Consider the following 16,378-nt stretch of genomic DNA (forward strand, 5'->3'; position numbering starts at 1 on the left):
CCTAACCCGGCAAGCCGGGAATGGGTCATAACGTTGCGGTGATCGCTCAGGCGACCATCTGCTCGGCCTTTTTCAGATCGACCGAAACCAGTTGGCTGACACCCTGTTCCTGCATCGTCACACCGAACAGCCGATCCATCCGCGCCATGGTCACCGCGTGGTGGGTGATGATCAGGAAACGCGTATCGGTCTGGCGGCACATCTCGTCCAGCAAGTCGCAGAAGCGGGTGACGTTGGCATCGTCCAGCGGGGCGTCGACCTCATCAAGCACACAGATCGGCGCGGGGTTGGCAAGGAACACGCCAAAGATCAGCGCCGTCGCGGTCAGGGTCTGTTCGCCGCCCGAAAGCAGGCTGAGAGTCGAAAGTTTCTTGCCCGGCGGCTGGCACATGATCTCAAGGCCCGCATCCAGCGGATCGTCGCTTTCAACCATGACCAGATTGGCCTCGCCGCCGCCAAACAGATGCTTGAACAGCATGGCGAAGTTGGAATTCACCTGTTCGAACGCGGTCAGCAGGCGTTCGCGACCCTCGCGGTTGAGGCTGGCGATGCCGCTGCGCAGGGCCTTGATCGCCTCTTCCAGATCGGCCTTTTCGCCGTTCAGCGTGTCGAATTCTTCCTGAACTTCTTTGCTGTCCTCTTCAGCCCGTAGGTTCACTGCGCCCATGGCGTCGCGCTGACGCTTGTGGCGGTTCACTTCGGCTTCAAGTGCGTCGGCGGCGGGCATCTGGTCAGGGTTCACGTCCAGTTGGTTCAGCAGCTGGTTCGGCGTCAGTTGCTGATCCTCGGCAATGCGTTCTGCTGCGGCGACTACGCTTTCCTTGGCGGCGTCGCAACGCGCCTCAGCCGCCGCGCGGCTTTCGCGCGCCTCCGAGGCCAGACGTTCGGCTTCGCGCTCGGCAAGAACCACCTCGCGCTGCTGGGTCTCGGCCTCGGCCAACTTGTCGGCGGCTTCAGCGCGCCGAGCCTCAGCGGTTTCGATCAGCTCGTTCAGTTCTTCCCGTGCCTCGGCGATTTCGCTGGGGGCCGCCATCGCCTCCGTCAGTTCTTCTTCCGAGCTTTCCTTGCGTTCGGCCAGTTCCGATATCCGCTTTTCCGCCGTTTCCAGACGATGCCGCCAACCGCTGAGGTCCTTAGTCACCTCCTGCGTGCGCCGGGTGCGCGCCTCGCCCTCGCGGCGCAATTCATCATGCGTCGAGCGGTGGGTCAGCATGGTGATCCGCGCCGCTTCGACCGTCTGTTTGATATCTTCGACCTGCGCGCGGGCGCTGTCGAGGTCGCCCAGGCCAGTCAACGCGCCTTCAGCCTCACGCAGTTGTGCGCGGGCGGACATGGCGTCTTCCTTATGACGGTCGACCGCGAGGGTCAGTGTTTCTAGCTTGCCCTGCGCCAGATTTCGATCCGCCTCAGCCCGGCTGAGCATCCGCGCGGTTTCCGCCATGCGCTGATCCGCGGCACGGCGGGCCTCGCGGGCGCGGCGGTCAGCCTCGGTTACATTGGCCAGTTGCTGTGACAGCGCTTCATGCGCGGCGCGGGCACCTTCGGCCTGCGCCTCGGTGCGGGTCAGTTCCTGTTTCAGCGCCTCAAGCTTGTTGAGCTGTTCCAAACGCAGGGCGGCAGCGCTTGGTGCATCCTCGGCCCAGGCGCGGAATCCGTCCCAGCGCCACAAATCGCCCGAGCGTGAGACCAAGCGTTGACCCGGTTTCAACGACGCCTGCAAGCGCGCGCCCTGATCCGCATCGACCAAACCGATCTGCGCAATACGGCGACTCAGGCGGTCGGGACCGGACACATGCAACGCCAGCGGCTCGGCCCCGTCGGGCAAGGGCTGGTCGCTGTCATAGCCCGCTACCTGCACCCAACCTGAAGGTCCGTCGCCCTCGACCAACGGTGCACGCAGGTCATCCGCCAGCGCAGCCCCCAATGCCTTTTCAAAGCCCGTTGCCACCCGCAGCATGTCGAGCACTTGCCCACCCTCAGCCGTGTCGCGTTCGACCAGCTTGGCCAGCGCGGTGGTCTCGGCCCTTATCGCGCCCAGTTCACCCTCGGCCTCGGAGCGTTTGGCGCGGGCCTCGGCCTCACGCGCCTGTGTATCGTTGCGCAGCTCGTCGGCGGCGGCCAGTGCTTCTTCCGCTGCCTCAGCAGCTTCGCGAGCTTCTTCCTCACCCTCTTGCGCGGTCTCGAACGCCTCGCTGGCACGGGAAAGGGCATTGCGCGCCTCGTCCACGGCGGCGCGGGCCTTTTCTTCCTCGCCCTCGGAACGAACCAGTGTCTTGCGGCTGTCTTCAACCAGTCGTTGCGCCGATTGGTGGCGAGCCACCAGACGGGCCATGTCTTCGGTTTCCTGCGACAGGTGATCTTCGCGATCCTGCAACACCGACGCGGCCTCGCGCGCAACTTCAGCAGCTTCAGCGACCTTTTCGTCATAGCCATCGGCGGCTTTTGCAAGCTCGCGGGCCTCCCATTCCAGCCGTTCGATCATCTCACCCGCGTCCCGGTTCAGACCGGATTCGCGTTCGATGTCGTTGCCCAATTGCTGGATACGGTTGGTCAGAGTCTCGATCGTCTGGCGTGCGCGGGTTTCCTGATCCGACAGCTGATCGCGCTGCACCTGCTGGCGCTGCAGGACGGCTGCGGCGATGGCCTCTTCCTCACGCAGGGGCGGCAGGGTTTCCTCGATCTCAGCGCGTTTGGCGGCGGATTCACGGGCGGATGCCTCGGCGCGAGAGGCTTCGGTGATCCGGTCGCGTAGCTTTTCCTCGGCCGCCTGACGGGCCATGTCGGCCTCTTTCCAACGGCGATAGAGCAGCATCCCTTCGGCCTGACGCAACAGCTCGCCGATCTCGCGATACCGCGCCGCCTGCCGGGCCTGACGGGCGAGTTGTGCCAACTGCCCGCCCAATTGTTCCAGCACGTCATCCACGCGGGTCAGGTTGGCCTCGGTGCCTTTCAGTTTCAGTTCTGCCTCGTGGCGGCGTTGATAAAGCCCGGAGATGCCGGCGGCCTCTTCCAGAATGCGACGTCGTGCGCGGGGTTTGGCGTTGATCAGTTCGGCAATGCGGTTTTGCCCCACCAGCGCAGGCGAATGCGCACCGGTCGAGGCGTCCGCGAACAGCATTTGAACGTCGCGGGCGCGCACGTCCTTGCCGTTGGTCTTGTAGGCACTGCCCACATCGCGGGTGATGCGGCGGACAATTTCCAACTGGTCGCTGTCGTTGAAGCCGGATGGCGCCAAACGTTCCGAGTTGTCCATCGTCAGGACCACCTCGGCAAAGTTGCGCGCAGGCCGAGTGGCAGCGCCCGCAAAGATCACATCCTCCATCGCGCCACCGCGCATGGATTTGGGACGGTTTTCACCCATCACCCAGCGCAACGCTTCCAGCAGATTGGACTTGCCGCAGCCATTCGGACCAACCACTCCGGTCAGCCCGTCCGCGATGATCAGATCGGTCGGGTCCACGAAGCTTTTGAAGCCGGTCAGTTTGAGTTTGCTAAAGCGCAATGGCTGCTCTTGGTGTGATTCCTATGGGTAAGAAGTCTGCGCAACGGATGGGGGAGGTGTCAACGTGATTGCGCAGGATATGGGAGATTGGACCAAGTTATCCACAACATCTTGGCAAAACTACGCGGAGTCCCGCGTATCTCAGTAAGGCGAGCATTCAAAGACCTGATATCCGTAGTCTTCGTAATATCCGTAATCAACGCATTCATAGGGACGGCGAAGGAGTGCGCCGAAAATCAGTTTTTCCCCCAGTTCCTGGTCGCAGCCCAGCACGCCCACAGTGACGGCCGCATCGCCAAGAACATCCAGAAGCGGACAGCCCGAGACCTGCGCCATGGCCAGCGCAGCCCGATCGCGGATCGGACCCAGACGCGGCGCGTATTGCGGGTTCACGCGGACGGCCTCGGCCAGTTCATTGCGGACGCGGACGTCGAAGATACTGCCATTCACCGCGACGCGCGTTGCGGGCAAGTCGCGAAAATAGGGTGTACCACCCGAGCAGGCGGCGAGGCACAGGAAAGCGAGCACGCGGATCATGCTGCTTTATTAGCGACAATATGGTTAATGAAACCTTTCCCCGTTTCAGGCGCGCAACACTTCTCCTAACCGGCGTATACCCTCGCGGATCGTGTCCTCATCCGAGTTGGAGAAACTCAGTCGAATGGTATTCGACCCGGTGTCGTCGGGATAGAAGGCCTGACCGGGGACAAAGGCCAACTTGACCGTTTCCAGCGCCCTCGCCAGCAGGTCGGCGCCGTTCATTCCCTTGGGCAGAGTGACCCAAATGAACATGCCGCCCTCGGGTCGGGTCCAGTCGACGCCATTGGGCATGTGCTCTTTGAGCGCCTCAAGCATCGCATCGCGGCGCGCGGCATAGGTCTGGCGCAGCATGGGGACATGAGTGTCAAAGCGATCCCGTGCCACCTGATACACCGCCATCTGGTTGATCGTAGAAGAATGCAGATCAGCCGCCTGTTTCAGCAGCACCAGTTGCGAGATCACCGGTTTTGCTGCAACCACCCAACCTAGCCGCAACCCCGGTGAAAGAGTTTTCGAGAAGCTGCCGCAATAGATCGTCCGGCAGTTCTCGATCGATCCCTTGCGCGCCTGTTCCAACGCGAGGATCGGAGGGATCGGATCGCCGTCATAGCGCAGCGCCTGATAGGCTCCGTCCTCGATCACTGCGCAATCCAATTCATCTGCCAGATCGAGCAGCGCCTCCCTGCCCCGCAGATCGACCGTCTCACCAGTCGGATTTGCAAAATCGGCGGAGAGATAAGCGAATTTGATCGGGCTGTTGCCGGCGGCGGCCTGGTATTCGGCAGCCCCACGATTGCCATTGATGCTAAGCTGGTCAAAGCGCGGCTCATAAGCGTCAAACGCATTGAGCGCGCCCAGATATGTGGGCCACCCAACCAACGCAGTATCACCCGGTGACAAGAACAACTTACCCAAGTAATCCAGCGCTTGCTGCGAGCCTGAGGTGATCAGGATGTTGTCGATGCCGCACGTAACGCCGATCCCACGCATATGGTCGGCCAGCCATTCACGCAGCGGGGCATAGCCCTCGCTGACCGAGTATTGCAGCGCCTGCGCCTGTTGATCTGGGCTAAGCGCATTTTGAAACGCTTCGGCGAAAGCCTCTGCTGGAAACAAAGCGGGGTCGGGAATACCGCCTGCGAAGGAAATGATACCGGGCTCGCCCAGCAGTTTCAGCAATTCGCGGATTTCGGAAGCCTTCATCCGAGCGGTTCGGGTGGCGTAGAGCTGATCCATCGTAGGGGGCCTCCTCCGCCCTTGGGTCGCAGATTAGGCAATGCGCCTCTTATGTCAATAATTCTGACCTAATGTTTCAACCTCTGTGAGCGACTTGAACGCCCCTTACAAACGTGGTCAAGTGACTTGACCAATTCCAAGTGGTAGCCAGATGCCTTTTCAAAAAGTTCAAACCGAAAAACTGTCACTGGCTGTTGTGCGCCAGATCGAACTGCTGATCCTACGCGGCATTCTGCGCCCCGGAGAACGCCTGCCCTCAGAACGGGAGCTGGCCGAGCGGATGGGCGTGTCGCGCCCGTCGCTGCGCGAGGCAATCTCGGACCTCCAGGAGCAGGGATTGCTGACTGCCAAGGCCGGATCGGGCATCTATGTGGCCGAGGTTCTGGGCTCGGCCTTCGCGCCAGCTTTGATCCGGTTGTTCGGCAATCACGACGAGGCAGTGTTCGACTATCTCTCATTCCGGCGTGACATGGAGGGTCTAGCGGCTGAGCGTGCCGCCCGCATGGGCTCGGGCAGCGATCTGAAGGTGGTGCAGACCATACTGGACAAGATGGAAGACGCCCACGCCCGCAATGCAGCCGAAGAAGAGGCGCATCTGGACGCCCAGTTCCATATGGCGATCATCGAGGCCAGTCATAACGTGGTGATGCTGCATATGATGCGGTCGATGTTCGATCTGCTGCGGCAGGGCGTATTCTACAACCGACAGATCATGTTCCAGCAACGCACCACCCGCGACGCAATTCTGGACCAGCACCGAGCCATCAACACAGCCCTGCAGGACCGCGACCCGAAAGGGGCACGGAAGGCGGTCGAAGATCATCTGAACTTTGTCAAAAGCTGCATGGCCGATCAGCAGAAGGCCCTGCGCAATGAAGAGATCGCGCAACAGCGTTTGAAGCACGAGACTGGAGAGGTCTGATCCTTCAAACTGGAAGCCACGAAAAGAAAAAACCCGAGAGCCTGAAGCCCTCGGGTTTTTCAAATCATATGATCCAGGCGATCAGTGTAGCTTTTCACCCACATCCGCGATGGATGCATCGATCAGCTTGTTCGCCTGCGTTGCGGTCATCTGTTTGGCCAGCACGGCGTTGGCTGCCGAAACCGCTACGGTGATGGCCTGATCGCGGACTTCCTTGACGGCAGATGCCTCGGCGGATGCGATTTGATCCTGCGCTGCCGCGAGACGGCGCGCGATGGATTTTTCCAGATCGACCTTAGCCTGTTCAGCTGCCAGAACCGCGTCTTCCTTGGCCGCGGCAACGATAGCTTCGGCCTGACCCTGAACTTCGCGCTGCTTGCGCTCGTACGAGGCCAACAGGCTGCGTGCTTCTTCATGCAGGGCGCGGGCTTCGTCCAGCTCGGCTTGAATACCTTCGGCGCGATTGTCCAGCGCACCACCGATCATACCGGGGACCTTGAAGTAGAACAGGACCGCGATAAAGACGATGAAGCCCAGAGTGACGACAAAGTCAGTGTTGGCAAGCGAGAAGAACGGGCCGCTTGCGGCCAGCGCGGGGCTGGCGGCACCAACGGTCAGGGTAAGGGCAAGAGTGTTCCGCATGTCACTTATCCTTTCGTCTGCGCATCTACTGCACTGTTGATGGCTTTGGCATCCGCCTCGCCGCCCAGTGCTGTGACCAGTTCAGCCGCCGTATCCTTGGCAACCACTTGAATGCTTTCCAGCGCACCTGCACGGATTTCGGCAATTGCCTTTTCCGATTCAGTCGCCTTTGCAGCGATTTCCGCATCCGCCTTGGCAATCGCGTCATCCAGAACGGCCTGGATTTCGGCGCGGGCTTCCGCTGCGATACGCTGAGCCTCAGAACGGGCATCGGCCAGCGCTTTGTTATAGGCCTCTTCGGCCTCGACCGCTTTGGCCTTCAGATCTTCGGCCGCAGCCAGGTCATTTGTAATGGTCCCCTGGCGTTCAGCCAGGATTGCCGCGATGCGGGGCAGAGCCACGCGGGACAGGACCAGAAAGATGACGACCAGCGTGATGACCAGCCAGAAAATCTGGTTGGGGAACCAATCGAAGCAGAGCTGCGGCATCCCGACGGCGTAGCCGCTGGAATCAACGCATGTGCCTACTACTTCTTCAGCAATGGGTTCAGTCGCCATGATGTCCTCCGTCGGAACGTTGTCTTTACAACAGATGGGCCGCTATGGCTTGGGCCCACCTGCGCGTAAGGATCAGGTTCCGCAGATTATACGGCGAACATCAGCAGCAGCGAGACCAGGAATGCGAAGATGCCCAGCGCTTCTGCGAACGCGATACCGATGAACAGGGTTGCGGTCTGCGAAGCAGCCGCCGAAGGGTTGCGCAGGGCGCCGGCCAGGAAGTTGCCTGCAACGTTGCCCACCCCGATTGCGGCTGCGCCGGAACCGATTGCTGCCAGGCCTGCGCCGATGTGTGCGAGATCGCCTTCCATGAGAATTCTCCTTACGATTTGGAAGTTTCGATGTTGGGGGTTCGGACCTTAGTGCGACGGATGCAGCGCATCTTTCAGATACACACAGGTCAGAATGGTGAAGACGTAGGCCTGAATGAAGGACACGAGGACCTCAAGGCCATACATTGCGGTGATCGCCAGAACCGACACGGGCGAGATCACGGCAATCGCGGCAAAGCCTGCGAACACCTTGATAACCGCGTGGCCTGCCATGACGTTACCGGCAAGACGAATGGAGTGGCTGACCGGGCGTACGAAGTACGAGATCAGCTCGATAATCGCCAGAACAGGGCGCAGCGCCAGCGGCGCGCTGGAGACCCAGAACAAGCCCAGGAACGCAGCGCCGTTCTTGACGAAACCCAAAACGGTCACGGTCAGGAACACGGCCAGCGCCAGCGGGATGGTCACGGCGAAATGCGATGTGGTGGTGAAGGACATGGGCAACATGCCCAGGAAGTTCGCGCAGACGATGAACATGAACAGGGTCATGACATAGGGGAAGTACTTTACGCCTTCCTTGCCGCAGATGTCTTCCAGCATCTTGTAGATGAAACCATAGGCCAGCTCGGCCACCGACTGCATCCGCGTCGGAACAATGGCGCGCTTGGACGTGCTGAGAACCAGCAGGACAAAGATCGCCGCAATCGCCAGGAACAGCCACAGGGTCACGTTGGTGGGCGTGTACCAGGCAATCGCACCGTCGCCGAACAACGGCTTGACGATAAACTGGTCCATTGGATGGAAAGCCAGGCTGCTGCCTTTTTCTGCGGTGGTCTCGGTTGCCACGTTCAGTCCCTCTCGTCCTTCTCGGTCGCGCTTGCGGCCGCTTGTTTCTCTTGAACCTCTTTCGCGCTGCGGAGCATAACCTTCACGCCCGCGACAAGGCCCAGCAATGTGAACAGCACCAGAAAGATCGGGATCGTCCCGAGCAGGCTGTCCAGCCCGTATCCGATGCCAAATCCGATCCCCAGACCGGAAACCATTTCGATGACCATCCTCCAGGCAAGCTCGCCTCCGGATACGTCAGCATCCGCACGAGGTTTCGGCGCTTTGGCCTTTTTCGCCGCTTCGATCTTGGCCTCCAGCTGCGCCATACGCTGCTTTTGGTCATCTTCGGTCACGGGCGTTTCCCTCGCACAGTCTTGGGTAGGGTGCTAAGGGGCTGAAGGCGCAGAGTCAACGGCAATGAAGCCGCAGCATGAACGTCGCTAAGTATATGATTTTTATATTAATATTACAGACCACGCGAAACCTGCCGATGGCGTATAATTCGCTGACCGGGCGGATAAGCCTGAATCCGCATATTCAACCAAATGGTTGACCAAACTCACAGGCTATGGTTCAGCGGAACCATGTCCAACGACCTCGACACTGTCTTCGCAGCCCTCGCCGATCCCACCCGCCGCGCCATCTTAGCGATGCTGCTGGAAGATGACATGGCCGTCACCGACGTGGCCGAACCGTTCGAAATGTCGCTGGCCGCGATTTCAAAGCATCTGGTGATCCTGACCAAAGCAGGTCTGATTTCTCAGGAAAAACGCGGACGGGTGAAGTGGTGCAAACTTGAACCCGACGCGCTTCGTGCGGCCTCGGTTTGGATGCAGGGGTTCGGACAGTTCGAACCGGTCAATCTGGATGCGTTCGAGCGGTTTCTAGAAGTTGAACTGCCCCCGGATGAGGCCTAACGCACAACTAAGACCGACATGCTGGCGTGTTTGGCCAGATATCCCGCGTGGCTGGACAGGATATAGTCTGTGATCCGGGGTGCGTGGGTTCCCACAACAATCAGATCGGCCCCCATTTCCTCTGCTGCGTGGGTCAGGTCCTTGTCGATCTCGACCGCGACATCAACCGAGTGAATGTTGCGTGTGTCCACACTTGTGCCGCTTTGCATCGCAATTTCACTGGCGCAGGTCAGCAATTCTTGTTTGATCGCGTCTGTTGTCAGGTGGCTATCCCCAGGCTGCGGGCCGGTGACGCTGACGATGGTCACTTTGGCGCCCTGCCATTTGGCCAATTGCGCGGCAACCTCGGTGGCTTTCTTGACCTCGGGCGGCAAGTGCAGGTCGACCGGGACCATGATGTGTTTGAACATATTGGCGTCCTCCTGATCCTGAGATATGTCGACCCGGGCGGTTCGCCAGTCTGACCCGTCGGGACGATCCAAACGGCAGGCTCAGCCCTCGCGGCTATATTCCACCCCAGTCACAACCCCCGTTGGGTCGGCACGACAGAGCCACGGAGCCTCGGCCCCTGCCACGAATACGCTGGTGACCGAGCCTGTCGGGCTGGACTGGGTCGACATCGCTTTGACACCATCAGGCCCTGTGCCGGTTTCGGCGCCCACCAGGGCTTCGCAGCTGGCTTGCAGGTCCGCCTCTGCACCGTCTTTCGCGCCACCGGGGGCACAGGCGGACAGCGCCAGCAATGCGGGAATAAGTGACATTGTTTTCATGGCCCAGCTCCTTGGTGGTGACAGGCAGGCTGCCACATCAGGTAGAAATCACAAGCTTCAATTCGAGCGCACCGGAGTGTTTGCAGGCGCGTCTTCTCCTTTCAGCAGCAACAACAGCGCAACAGCGGTGAGCCCGGCACCAACCAACACCAACGCTGTCGGCGCTGGTCGTCCCAAAGCGATTTCCCACAGGATCACCCAGCTGGGTGTCAGGTAAGTGTAGGCCATGACCTTTGCCGCGGGCAAACGCAGGGCTGCAAACTGAACCAGTACAAAACTGGCGGCGGTCGCAAACAACGAGATGTAAAGCAGCGTCACCCAGACAATCCCGGGAAGGTTGCCCCAATCTACTGCACGGATATCGGACCAGCCCCAGACCGTCAGGATCAAACACCCCGCAACCAACGTACCGAAGGTGAACACCACCGCAGGCTCGCCCCGGTTCAATCGCCGTATCATCGGCGTATAGACGGCGTGCGCGGCGCAACCCCAGAAATAGATGATCTCGCCGCCTCCGATCTCGAAGGCCTGAAAGGCTTGCCAATCCGCTCTGAAGATCACCCACAGCGCACCCACCGCACCGACCGTCAGGGCCAGCGCCATGCGTGGGGTGGTGATCTGGCGCAGCAGCACCCACCCGGCCAGCGCCGACATGACCGGGGTCAGCGTAAAGACCGCCGCCGCGCTGACCGGGGGAGCGGTTTTCAATCCGTAGAACATTAGGACAAAGTAGGCTCCGAACAATCCGCCAAGAACCAGATAGCGCCATGGTGCCCGAGCCGCGCTGCGCGGAATGCCCGTTGTGGCAATCGCAGCGATGCCGATCACAACCGCCGCAATCGCAAAGCGCGCTGCCGTGATCGCCGACGGTGCGATCTCATTTGCCGCCATTGAGCCAAGCGAGAAACTGCCCGCCACCAAAGCCGAGAATGTTAGCATGGCCAGATGGCCGCGCGCCTGCGGTGTCACGGCAGCCAGCCCTTGGATTGATCTTTCAGGAAGGATAGGAAAGCCTGCACCTTAGTGGTCCGGTGCAGATCCACATGAGTCACCAACCACAGCTTGCCAGACCACTCGGGCAACGGTGCCATCACCTCGACCAGATCGGGATCGCGCGCGGCCTCCCAACGGGCCATAAAGCCGATGCCTGCACCGGCCAGAACAGCCTCTCGCATACAGAAATTATTGGTGCAGCGGAAAGTGATCGCCTGCTCCGGCGCGTTGGCACGCAGCCAGCGGGAAAACGGCGCGCGGCTGTTTTCGTCATCATTGCCGACGAAGTGGTGATTGGCGAAATCTGCAACGTCCGCGGGTTTGCCGTGGCGCGCGAGATAGGCCTTGCTGGCGAATAGTCCGACCTCTTGTGGAATGAACGGCTGCACCACATTGTCCGGTTGATCCGGCGCGGCCCCGGCGCGGATCGCCACATGCGCCTCGCCATATTCCAACCGGAACAGGCGGTCGCCGGTCAGATAGCGCACGATCAATCCCGGGTGGGTCTGCTGGAACTCGGTCAGCGTCGGTACGATGAGCGGGGCCAGTGAGGCCAGTGAGGTGACCACGATCTCGCCCGAGACATCTTCTCCGCGCCCCTTCATGCGACCGACCAGCTGGTTGAACTGATCTTCGGTTGCCTGCGCGACCCGCAACAGGTCCTCTCCCGCTTCGGTTGGTGTGTACCCACGCGCGTGACGCTGGAATAGTTTGACGCCCAGCCGTGCCTCGATCGCATCGATATGGCGGATCACGGTGGCGTGGTGCACACCCAGCACATCCGCCGCGCCGCTGACCGTTCCCATGCGCGCCACCTGATAGGCGGTTCTCACTTCATCCCAATTGTCCATTGCATCTGATCCAATGTGCAAATTCTAACAATGCTTGTTGATATATCCGAGTTTTGTTCATGCACGCAACAGCCATATTGGGGCAACAGAAGCTAATTCCGCAACAAAGGACGCCTCGAAATGACCAAAACCATCCTGCATATCGACGCCTCGGCCCGCCGCACTGGATCTGCCACCCGCGATCTGTCCGACCGCGTGGTTCGCCACCTGAACGCCGGGCGTATCATCCGCCGCGATCTGGCCACCCCCCTGCCCCTGCTGACCGAGGACTGGATCGGCGCCAATTTCACCCCCGCCGACCAGCGTGACGCGGTACAGAAAGACCTGCTGGCCCTGTCGGACGAATTGGTGTCCGAGTTGCAAAAGGCCGACACGATCGTCATCGGCCTGCCGATCTACAACTTCTCAGTTCCCGCCGCGTTCAAGGCCTGGATTGATCTGGTCGCCCGTGCCGGTCTGACATTCTCCTATTCCGAAGAAGGACCGAAAGGTCTGCTGGAAGGCAAACGCGCCATCCTTGCTGTTGCATCAGGCGGTACGGCGGTGGGCTCCGAAATCGACTTTGCCACCACCTATGCGCGCCATGTTCTGGGCTTCATCGGCATCCATGATGTCGAGGTCATCGCCGCAGATCGCATGGCACTGGACCCCGAAACAACCCTGTCCAATGCGCAGAGAGCTGTCACCGAACTGGCGGCCTGATTGACCTGACCCCCTTGAACCGTCCAGTCTGCACCGAGGCAAATCGGCAGACTGGGCGTTTCACATGAAGAAGATTGGAATACTGGGCGGTGTCGGCTGGGCCTCAACTGTCGATTACTACCGGGCGATTGCTGAAGGCGCGGGTCGGTATTTCGCTGAACGCGGCCACGGATCGCCGCTGCCCATCCCACCCATGACCATCGAATCCGTCACCCAAGCCAAAACCCGCGCCTTGCGCGGCGTGGCCGGTGATGAGGAAAGCTGGGCCGCCTTCGACGCGGTGTTCCGAGAGGCCCTGCTGACTTTGGAACACGCAGGCTGTGATTTCGGCATCATCGCATCCAATACGCCACACGCGCGTCTTCATGCGATCCGCGAGGGTGTCTCGATGCCGATTCTCAGCATTTTTGACGCAACTGCCCACGCGACCGCCTCGACCGGCGCGACCAAAGCGTTGGTCCTTGGCACGACAGTCACCATGCAAGCCCGTAACTACGCCGACCGGCTGGCCGCCGAGAGCATCACCGCAAACGCCCGCCTGCCCGAGCCCGAGATTGCCGAGATGCAGGCGATGATCGACAGTGATTTCTACGGCGGTGCGTCTGACACCGCACATGCGCGCCTGCTGGCCTTCTGCAATAAACACGCCGCGCCTGGAACTGCGATTTTGTTGGCCTGTACTGAGTTGCCTCTGGCCTTCCCCGACCATCTGGACGATCCGGTGTTCGAGGCGGATGGCCACTTGTTTGTCAATCCCTCTGCCGCCCATGTCGCTGCCGCTTTGAACGAAGCGCTTGAGGGGTGATCAAGGCAGCCAGGTCACCTCGCACCCGATCTTATCAAAGAACGCCATCAGGTCTTCGCGCGACAAAACGACGGTTCGGTCGTTGACCAAAGGGTGCATGTTAATGACATCGGCCTGTTGCGCGGCGGCGTCCATGAAGAACATAACGTTGTTCTCAACGCCGTTGATCATCGCCAGCGGACTGACCGCGCCAGGGCGGATGCCGAGGTTCTGAAACAGCCGGTCCGCCGAGCCGAAGGACAGGTTGCCAATTCCCAGCTCTGCGCCCAGCGCCTTGAGGTCGATCTCGCGGCTCTGTTCCAGCGTCACCAGATAGTTCCGCTTTTTCTTGTCGCGCAGATACAGGTTCTTGAGCCGCAGCGCGTTTTCACCCGGCACCATGAACTGGCCTTCCACCCCCTTGGCATCCTCGACGGTGCGCAGCGGGATATGAGTATGCAACCGATAAGACAGCCCCCATTCATCCAACTGCGCCAGCAGCGCATCTGAGCTCAGCGGTAATGTATCCTGAAAGGCAGATGATGCGTCCATGGGAACCTCCTCGTATGGCGCGCTCATCGCCCAACCGACAGGTAAATTCAAGCCACGACAGGCGCGGCATTCGGTGCTAGCGTGCCGCCATGAAAGTGACGCGCAACACTCCGAGCCAACTGATCCTGTCCAATACGCCATGGTTCATCGGCATCACGCTGGTTTTCTTCATTCTGGCATTTGTCGGCGCGGGCGTCTTCTTGGCCAGTGAAGGTGGCGAGGGTATCTTGTTCGGCATTTTCTTCGCACTATTCGGCGGAGGCATGGGTTTTGGTGCATTTTGCGCCTTTGTCCGGCGCGTGCAGGTCATACTGGATCGCAATAATAACAGCATCCTGATCCGCAGACAGTCAGTCTTTGGATATGATGCCGTGGAACATGAGCTCTCGCACCTCTCGCACGCGGAAACCGAAAGCACGACCTCACGTAGCGACAATGGCACATCGACCCTCTATCGCCCTGTCCTGATACTGGATGAAGGCATGAGCGCCGGGCGGCATCCCATTGTCGAGGCTTATTCCAGCGGGCGCGGCGCGCATCGGCTGGTGGATGCGGTCAACGATTGGCTTCCGGCGCGCAAGGTTGACTCTGCCAGCCAATCGGCCTAAATCGCCGCCAACATCCGGAAGCGTTTGATCTTCCGGTCCCTTGAGTCGTTCAGGGATCGCCCCCCACCAGCGAGTTTCGCCCGTGGGGGCGTTTGTGCATTTAACCGACGCGTCCTATCTAGGGCACGCCACCAGATAACCGGCTAAGGAGGCCGAAGGCATGTTTGAAAATCTATCCGAACGCCTTTCCGGCGTCTTTGACCGGCTGACCAAACAGGGTGCCCTGTCTGAAGAAGACGTGAAAACCGCCCTGCGCGAAGTCCGCGTTGCCCTGCTTGAGGCCGACGTCTCGCTGCCGGTGGCGCGCGAGTTTGTCAAGAAAGTACAGGAACAGGCGACCGGTCAAGCTGTCACCAAATCGATCACGCCCGGCCAGCAGGTCGTCAAGATCGTGCACGACGCGTTGGTCGATACACTGCGCGGCGAAGAAGACCCCGGTGCGCTGAAGATCGACAACCCGCCTGCCCCGATCCTGATGGTCGGCCTGCAGGGTTCCGGTAAGACAACCACCACCGGTAAGCTGGCGAAACGCCTGAAAGAGAAAGAGGGCAAGAAGGTCCTGATGGCCTCGCTGGACGTCTATCGCCCAGCGGCGATGGATCAGCTTGCGGTTCTGGGCACGCAGATTGGTGTAGATACGCTGCCGATCGTACCCGGTCAGACGCCGGTTGATATCGCCAAGCGCGCCAAGCAACAGGCAACGCTCGGCGGCTATGACGTCTATATGCTCGACACCGCGGGCCGTCTGCATATCGACGAAGTCCTGATGGACGAGGTCGAGCAGGTTCGTAACGTGGTCGACCCGCGCGAGACGCTGCTGGTGGTCGACGGCCTGACCGGTCAGGTCGCTGTTGAAGTGGCCGAAGAGTTTGATGCCAAGGTCGGCATCTCGGGCGTGGTCCTGACCCGTATGGACGGTGACGGGCGCGGCGGTGCGGCGCTGTCGATGCGCGCGGTCACCGGCAAGCCGATCCGCTTTGTTGGTCTGGGCGAGAAGATGGACGCGCTCGAAACCTTCGAGCCGGACCGGATCGCCGGTCGTATTCTGGGCATGGGCGACATCGTTGCTCTGGTCGAAAAAGCCCAGGAAACGATGGAGATGGAACAGACCGAGCGCATGATGAAGCGCATGGTCAAAGGTCAGTTCAACATGAACGACCTGAAAATGCAGCTGGAGCAGATGATCCAGATGGGCGGCATGCAGGGCATGATGGGCATGATGCCGGGCATGAACAAGATGGCCAAGCAGATGGATCAGGCCGGTCTGGACGATAAAATCCTGCGCCAGCAAATCGCGCTGATCCAGTCGATGACCAAACGCGAACGCGCCAACCCGCAACTGCTGCAAGCCAGCCGCAAGAAACGCATCGCCGCCGGTTCGGGTATGGAGGTCAGCGACCTCAACAAGCTGCTCAAGATGCACCGGCAGATGTCCGACATGATGAAAAAGATGGGCAAAATGGGCAAAGGCAAGATGCTGAAACAGGCCATGAAAGGCATGTTCGGCAAAGGTGGCCCAAGCCCCGAGGAAATGGCTGCGGGCATGGACCCCAAGGCGCTGGAACAAGCCGCCAAAGCGATGGGCGGTAAGATGCCCGGCGGTCTGCCCGGACTGGGTGGCGGCATGGGCCTGCCCCCGGGGTTGAGCGGTTTTGGAAAGAAAAAGTGACGTCAGCACGCTGCACCCAGCCCCCGTCCGGAA

The 16,378-nt window shown here is 60.4% G+C and carries 19 protein-coding genes; 6 read left to right on the top strand and 13 right to left on the bottom strand.

Features of this window, described 5'->3' with window-relative positions:
* Positions 1-46: 46 nt before the first annotated feature.
* The 3 genes from ACR0NE_RS15990 to ACR0NE_RS16000 all read right to left on the bottom strand — a co-directional run bounded on the left by ACR0NE_RS15990 (position 47) and on the right by ACR0NE_RS16000 (position 5,278).
* On the bottom strand, positions 47-3,502 hold the full coding sequence (locus ACR0NE_RS15990; RefSeq protein ID WP_170597440.1) for an AAA family ATPase: 3,456 nt from the start codon (positions 3,500-3,502) through the stop codon (positions 47-49).
* 141 nt (positions 3,503-3,643) lie between these two features.
* Positions 3,644-4,039 (bottom strand): hypothetical protein, encoded by a 396-nt coding sequence (locus ACR0NE_RS15995; protein ID WP_170392642.1) that lies wholly within the window; start codon positions 4,037-4,039, stop codon positions 3,644-3,646.
* Positions 4,040-4,084: 45 nt separating this feature from the next.
* Entirely contained in the window at positions 4,085-5,278 is a 1,194-nt protein-coding gene (locus ACR0NE_RS16000) for an aminotransferase-like domain-containing protein (RefSeq protein WP_170392643.1), read from the bottom strand.
* Between the two features lie 151 nt (positions 5,279-5,429).
* Here ACR0NE_RS16000 and ACR0NE_RS16005 point away from each other — a divergent pair, with 151 nt between their 5' ends.
* Positions 5,430-6,200: a FadR/GntR family transcriptional regulator gene (locus ACR0NE_RS16005; protein WP_170392644.1), complete on the top strand. Its 771-nt coding sequence runs from the start codon at positions 5,430-5,432 to the stop codon at positions 6,198-6,200.
* An 81-nt stretch (positions 6,201-6,281) separates the two neighbouring features.
* Here ACR0NE_RS16005 and ACR0NE_RS16010 read toward each other — a convergent pair whose 3' ends face one another.
* The 5 genes from ACR0NE_RS16010 to ACR0NE_RS16030 all read right to left on the bottom strand — a co-directional run bounded on the left by ACR0NE_RS16010 (position 6,282) and on the right by ACR0NE_RS16030 (position 8,852).
* Positions 6,282-6,842 carry a F0F1 ATP synthase subunit B gene (locus ACR0NE_RS16010; protein WP_170597442.1) on the bottom strand — a complete coding sequence of 187 codons (561 nt, stop codon included), beginning with the start codon at positions 6,840-6,842 and terminating at the stop codon, positions 6,282-6,284.
* Between the two features lie 5 nt (positions 6,843-6,847).
* Positions 6,848-7,399 carry a F0F1 ATP synthase subunit B' gene (locus ACR0NE_RS16015; RefSeq protein ID WP_170597443.1) on the bottom strand — a complete coding sequence of 184 codons (552 nt, stop codon included), beginning with the start codon at positions 7,397-7,399 and terminating at the stop codon, positions 6,848-6,850.
* A gap of 86 nt (positions 7,400-7,485) precedes the next feature.
* Positions 7,486-7,710, bottom strand: coding sequence for a F0F1 ATP synthase subunit C (locus tag ACR0NE_RS16020; RefSeq protein ID WP_005981269.1), 225 nt, complete (start codon positions 7,708-7,710; stop codon positions 7,486-7,488).
* Positions 7,711-7,758: 48 nt separating this feature from the next.
* Positions 7,759-8,517 (bottom strand): F0F1 ATP synthase subunit A, encoded by a 759-nt coding sequence (locus ACR0NE_RS16025; RefSeq protein WP_170597445.1) that lies wholly within the window; start codon positions 8,515-8,517, stop codon positions 7,759-7,761.
* A gap of 2 nt (positions 8,518-8,519) precedes the next feature.
* Positions 8,520-8,852, bottom strand: coding sequence for an AtpZ/AtpI family protein (locus tag ACR0NE_RS16030; RefSeq protein WP_170392648.1), 333 nt, complete (start codon positions 8,850-8,852; stop codon positions 8,520-8,522).
* Positions 8,853-9,083: 231 nt separating this feature from the next.
* Here ACR0NE_RS16030 and ACR0NE_RS16035 point away from each other — a divergent pair, with 231 nt between their 5' ends.
* The gene (locus ACR0NE_RS16035) at positions 9,084-9,416 is read left to right on the top strand and encodes an ArsR/SmtB family transcription factor (protein WP_170392649.1); all 333 of its coding nucleotides are present in this window, start codon (positions 9,084-9,086) and stop codon (positions 9,414-9,416) included.
* Here ACR0NE_RS16035 and ACR0NE_RS16040 read toward each other — a convergent pair.
* From ACR0NE_RS16040 to ACR0NE_RS16055, 4 genes are all read right to left on the bottom strand, one after another.
* Complete coding sequence (locus ACR0NE_RS16040; RefSeq protein WP_170597447.1) at positions 9,413-9,826, bottom strand: universal stress protein; 414 nt, start codon at positions 9,824-9,826, stop codon at positions 9,413-9,415. The two genes, ACR0NE_RS16035 and ACR0NE_RS16040, sit on opposite strands and share 4 nt — an antisense overlap.
* An 81-nt stretch (positions 9,827-9,907) precedes the next feature.
* The gene (locus ACR0NE_RS16045) at positions 9,908-10,186 is read right to left on the bottom strand and encodes a hypothetical protein (RefSeq protein ID WP_170597449.1); all 279 of its coding nucleotides are present in this window, start codon (positions 10,184-10,186) and stop codon (positions 9,908-9,910) included.
* Between the two features lie 57 nt (positions 10,187-10,243).
* Positions 10,244-11,155 carry a DMT family transporter gene (locus tag ACR0NE_RS16050; protein WP_170597451.1) on the bottom strand — a complete coding sequence of 304 codons (912 nt, stop codon included), beginning with the start codon at positions 11,153-11,155 and terminating at the stop codon, positions 10,244-10,246.
* Positions 11,152-12,030 carry a LysR family transcriptional regulator gene (locus ACR0NE_RS16055; protein WP_170597453.1) on the bottom strand — a complete coding sequence of 293 codons (879 nt, stop codon included), beginning with the start codon at positions 12,028-12,030 and terminating at the stop codon, positions 11,152-11,154. The genes ACR0NE_RS16050 and ACR0NE_RS16055 overlap by 4 nt, the downstream gene beginning before the upstream one ends.
* Positions 12,031-12,150: 120 nt before the next feature.
* Here ACR0NE_RS16055 and ACR0NE_RS16060 point away from each other — a divergent pair, with 120 nt between their 5' ends.
* Both ACR0NE_RS16060 and ACR0NE_RS16065 read left to right on the top strand, forming a co-directional pair.
* A complete protein-coding gene (locus tag ACR0NE_RS16060) occupies positions 12,151-12,732 on the top strand; it encodes an NAD(P)H-dependent oxidoreductase (protein ID WP_170597455.1) in 582 nt (193 codons plus the stop codon).
* Between the two features lie 64 nt (positions 12,733-12,796).
* Positions 12,797-13,537 carry an aspartate/glutamate racemase family protein gene (locus ACR0NE_RS16065; protein ID WP_170597457.1) on the top strand — a complete coding sequence of 247 codons (741 nt, stop codon included), beginning with the start codon at positions 12,797-12,799 and terminating at the stop codon, positions 13,535-13,537.
* On the opposite strand, the gene ACR0NE_RS16070 is transcribed toward ACR0NE_RS16065, so the two are convergent.
* Positions 13,538-14,068 (bottom strand): prolyl-tRNA synthetase associated domain-containing protein, encoded by a 531-nt coding sequence (locus ACR0NE_RS16070; protein WP_170597459.1) that lies wholly within the window; start codon positions 14,066-14,068, stop codon positions 13,538-13,540.
* Between the two features lie 89 nt (positions 14,069-14,157).
* On the opposite strand from ACR0NE_RS16070, the gene ACR0NE_RS16075 reads away from it, so the two are divergent.
* Together ACR0NE_RS16075 and ffh are read left to right on the top strand one after the other, a co-directional pair.
* Entirely contained in the window at positions 14,158-14,676 is a 519-nt protein-coding gene (locus ACR0NE_RS16075) for a hypothetical protein (RefSeq protein WP_170392657.1), read from the top strand.
* A gap of 160 nt (positions 14,677-14,836) precedes the next feature.
* The gene (gene ffh, locus ACR0NE_RS16080; protein ID WP_170597461.1) at positions 14,837-16,345 is read left to right on the top strand and encodes a signal recognition particle protein; all 1,509 of its coding nucleotides are present in this window, start codon (positions 14,837-14,839) and stop codon (positions 16,343-16,345) included.
* Positions 16,346-16,378: the final 33 nt, after the last annotated feature.

Source organism: Ruegeria sp. C9 (assembly GCF_056537585.1).

Bases quoted from the DNA above. Each gene is read 5' to 3' on its own strand.
- ACR0NE_RS16065 (WP_170597457.1), top strand. From the start codon at position 12,797: ATGAAGAAGATTGGAATACTGGGCGGTGTCGGCTGGGCCTCAACTGTC.
- ACR0NE_RS16075 (WP_170392657.1), top strand. From the start codon at position 14,158: ATGAAAGTGACGCGCAACACTCCGAGCCAACTGATCCTGTCCAATACG.
- ACR0NE_RS16045 (WP_170597449.1), bottom strand. From the start codon at position 10,186: ATGAAAACAATGTCACTTATTCCCGCATTGCTGGCGCTGTCCGCCTGT.
- ACR0NE_RS16070 (WP_170597459.1), bottom strand. From the start codon at position 14,068: ATGGACGCATCATCTGCCTTTCAGGATACATTACCGCTGAGCTCAGAT.
- ACR0NE_RS15995 (WP_170392642.1), bottom strand. From the start codon at position 4,039: ATGATCCGCGTGCTCGCTTTCCTGTGCCTCGCCGCCTGCTCGGGTGGT.
- ACR0NE_RS16000 (WP_170392643.1), bottom strand. From the start codon at position 5,278: ATGGATCAGCTCTACGCCACCCGAACCGCTCGGATGAAGGCTTCCGAA.
- ACR0NE_RS16010 (WP_170597442.1), bottom strand. From the start codon at position 6,842: ATGCGGAACACTCTTGCCCTTACCCTGACCGTTGGTGCCGCCAGCCCC.
- ACR0NE_RS16040 (WP_170597447.1), bottom strand. From the start codon at position 9,826: ATGTTCAAACACATCATGGTCCCGGTCGACCTGCACTTGCCGCCCGAG.
- ACR0NE_RS16005 (WP_170392644.1), top strand. From the start codon at position 5,430: ATGCCTTTTCAAAAAGTTCAAACCGAAAAACTGTCACTGGCTGTTGTG.
- ACR0NE_RS16015 (WP_170597443.1), bottom strand. From the start codon at position 7,399: ATGGCGACTGAACCCATTGCTGAAGAAGTAGTAGGCACATGCGTTGAT.
- ACR0NE_RS16055 (WP_170597453.1), bottom strand. From the start codon at position 12,030: ATGGACAATTGGGATGAAGTGAGAACCGCCTATCAGGTGGCGCGCATG.
- ACR0NE_RS16060 (WP_170597455.1), top strand. From the start codon at position 12,151: ATGACCAAAACCATCCTGCATATCGACGCCTCGGCCCGCCGCACTGGA.
- ACR0NE_RS16020 (WP_005981269.1), bottom strand. From the start codon at position 7,710: ATGGAAGGCGATCTCGCACACATCGGCGCAGGCCTGGCAGCAATCGGT.
- ffh (WP_170597461.1), top strand. From the start codon at position 14,837: ATGTTTGAAAATCTATCCGAACGCCTTTCCGGCGTCTTTGACCGGCTG.
- ACR0NE_RS16035 (WP_170392649.1), top strand. From the start codon at position 9,084: ATGTCCAACGACCTCGACACTGTCTTCGCAGCCCTCGCCGATCCCACC.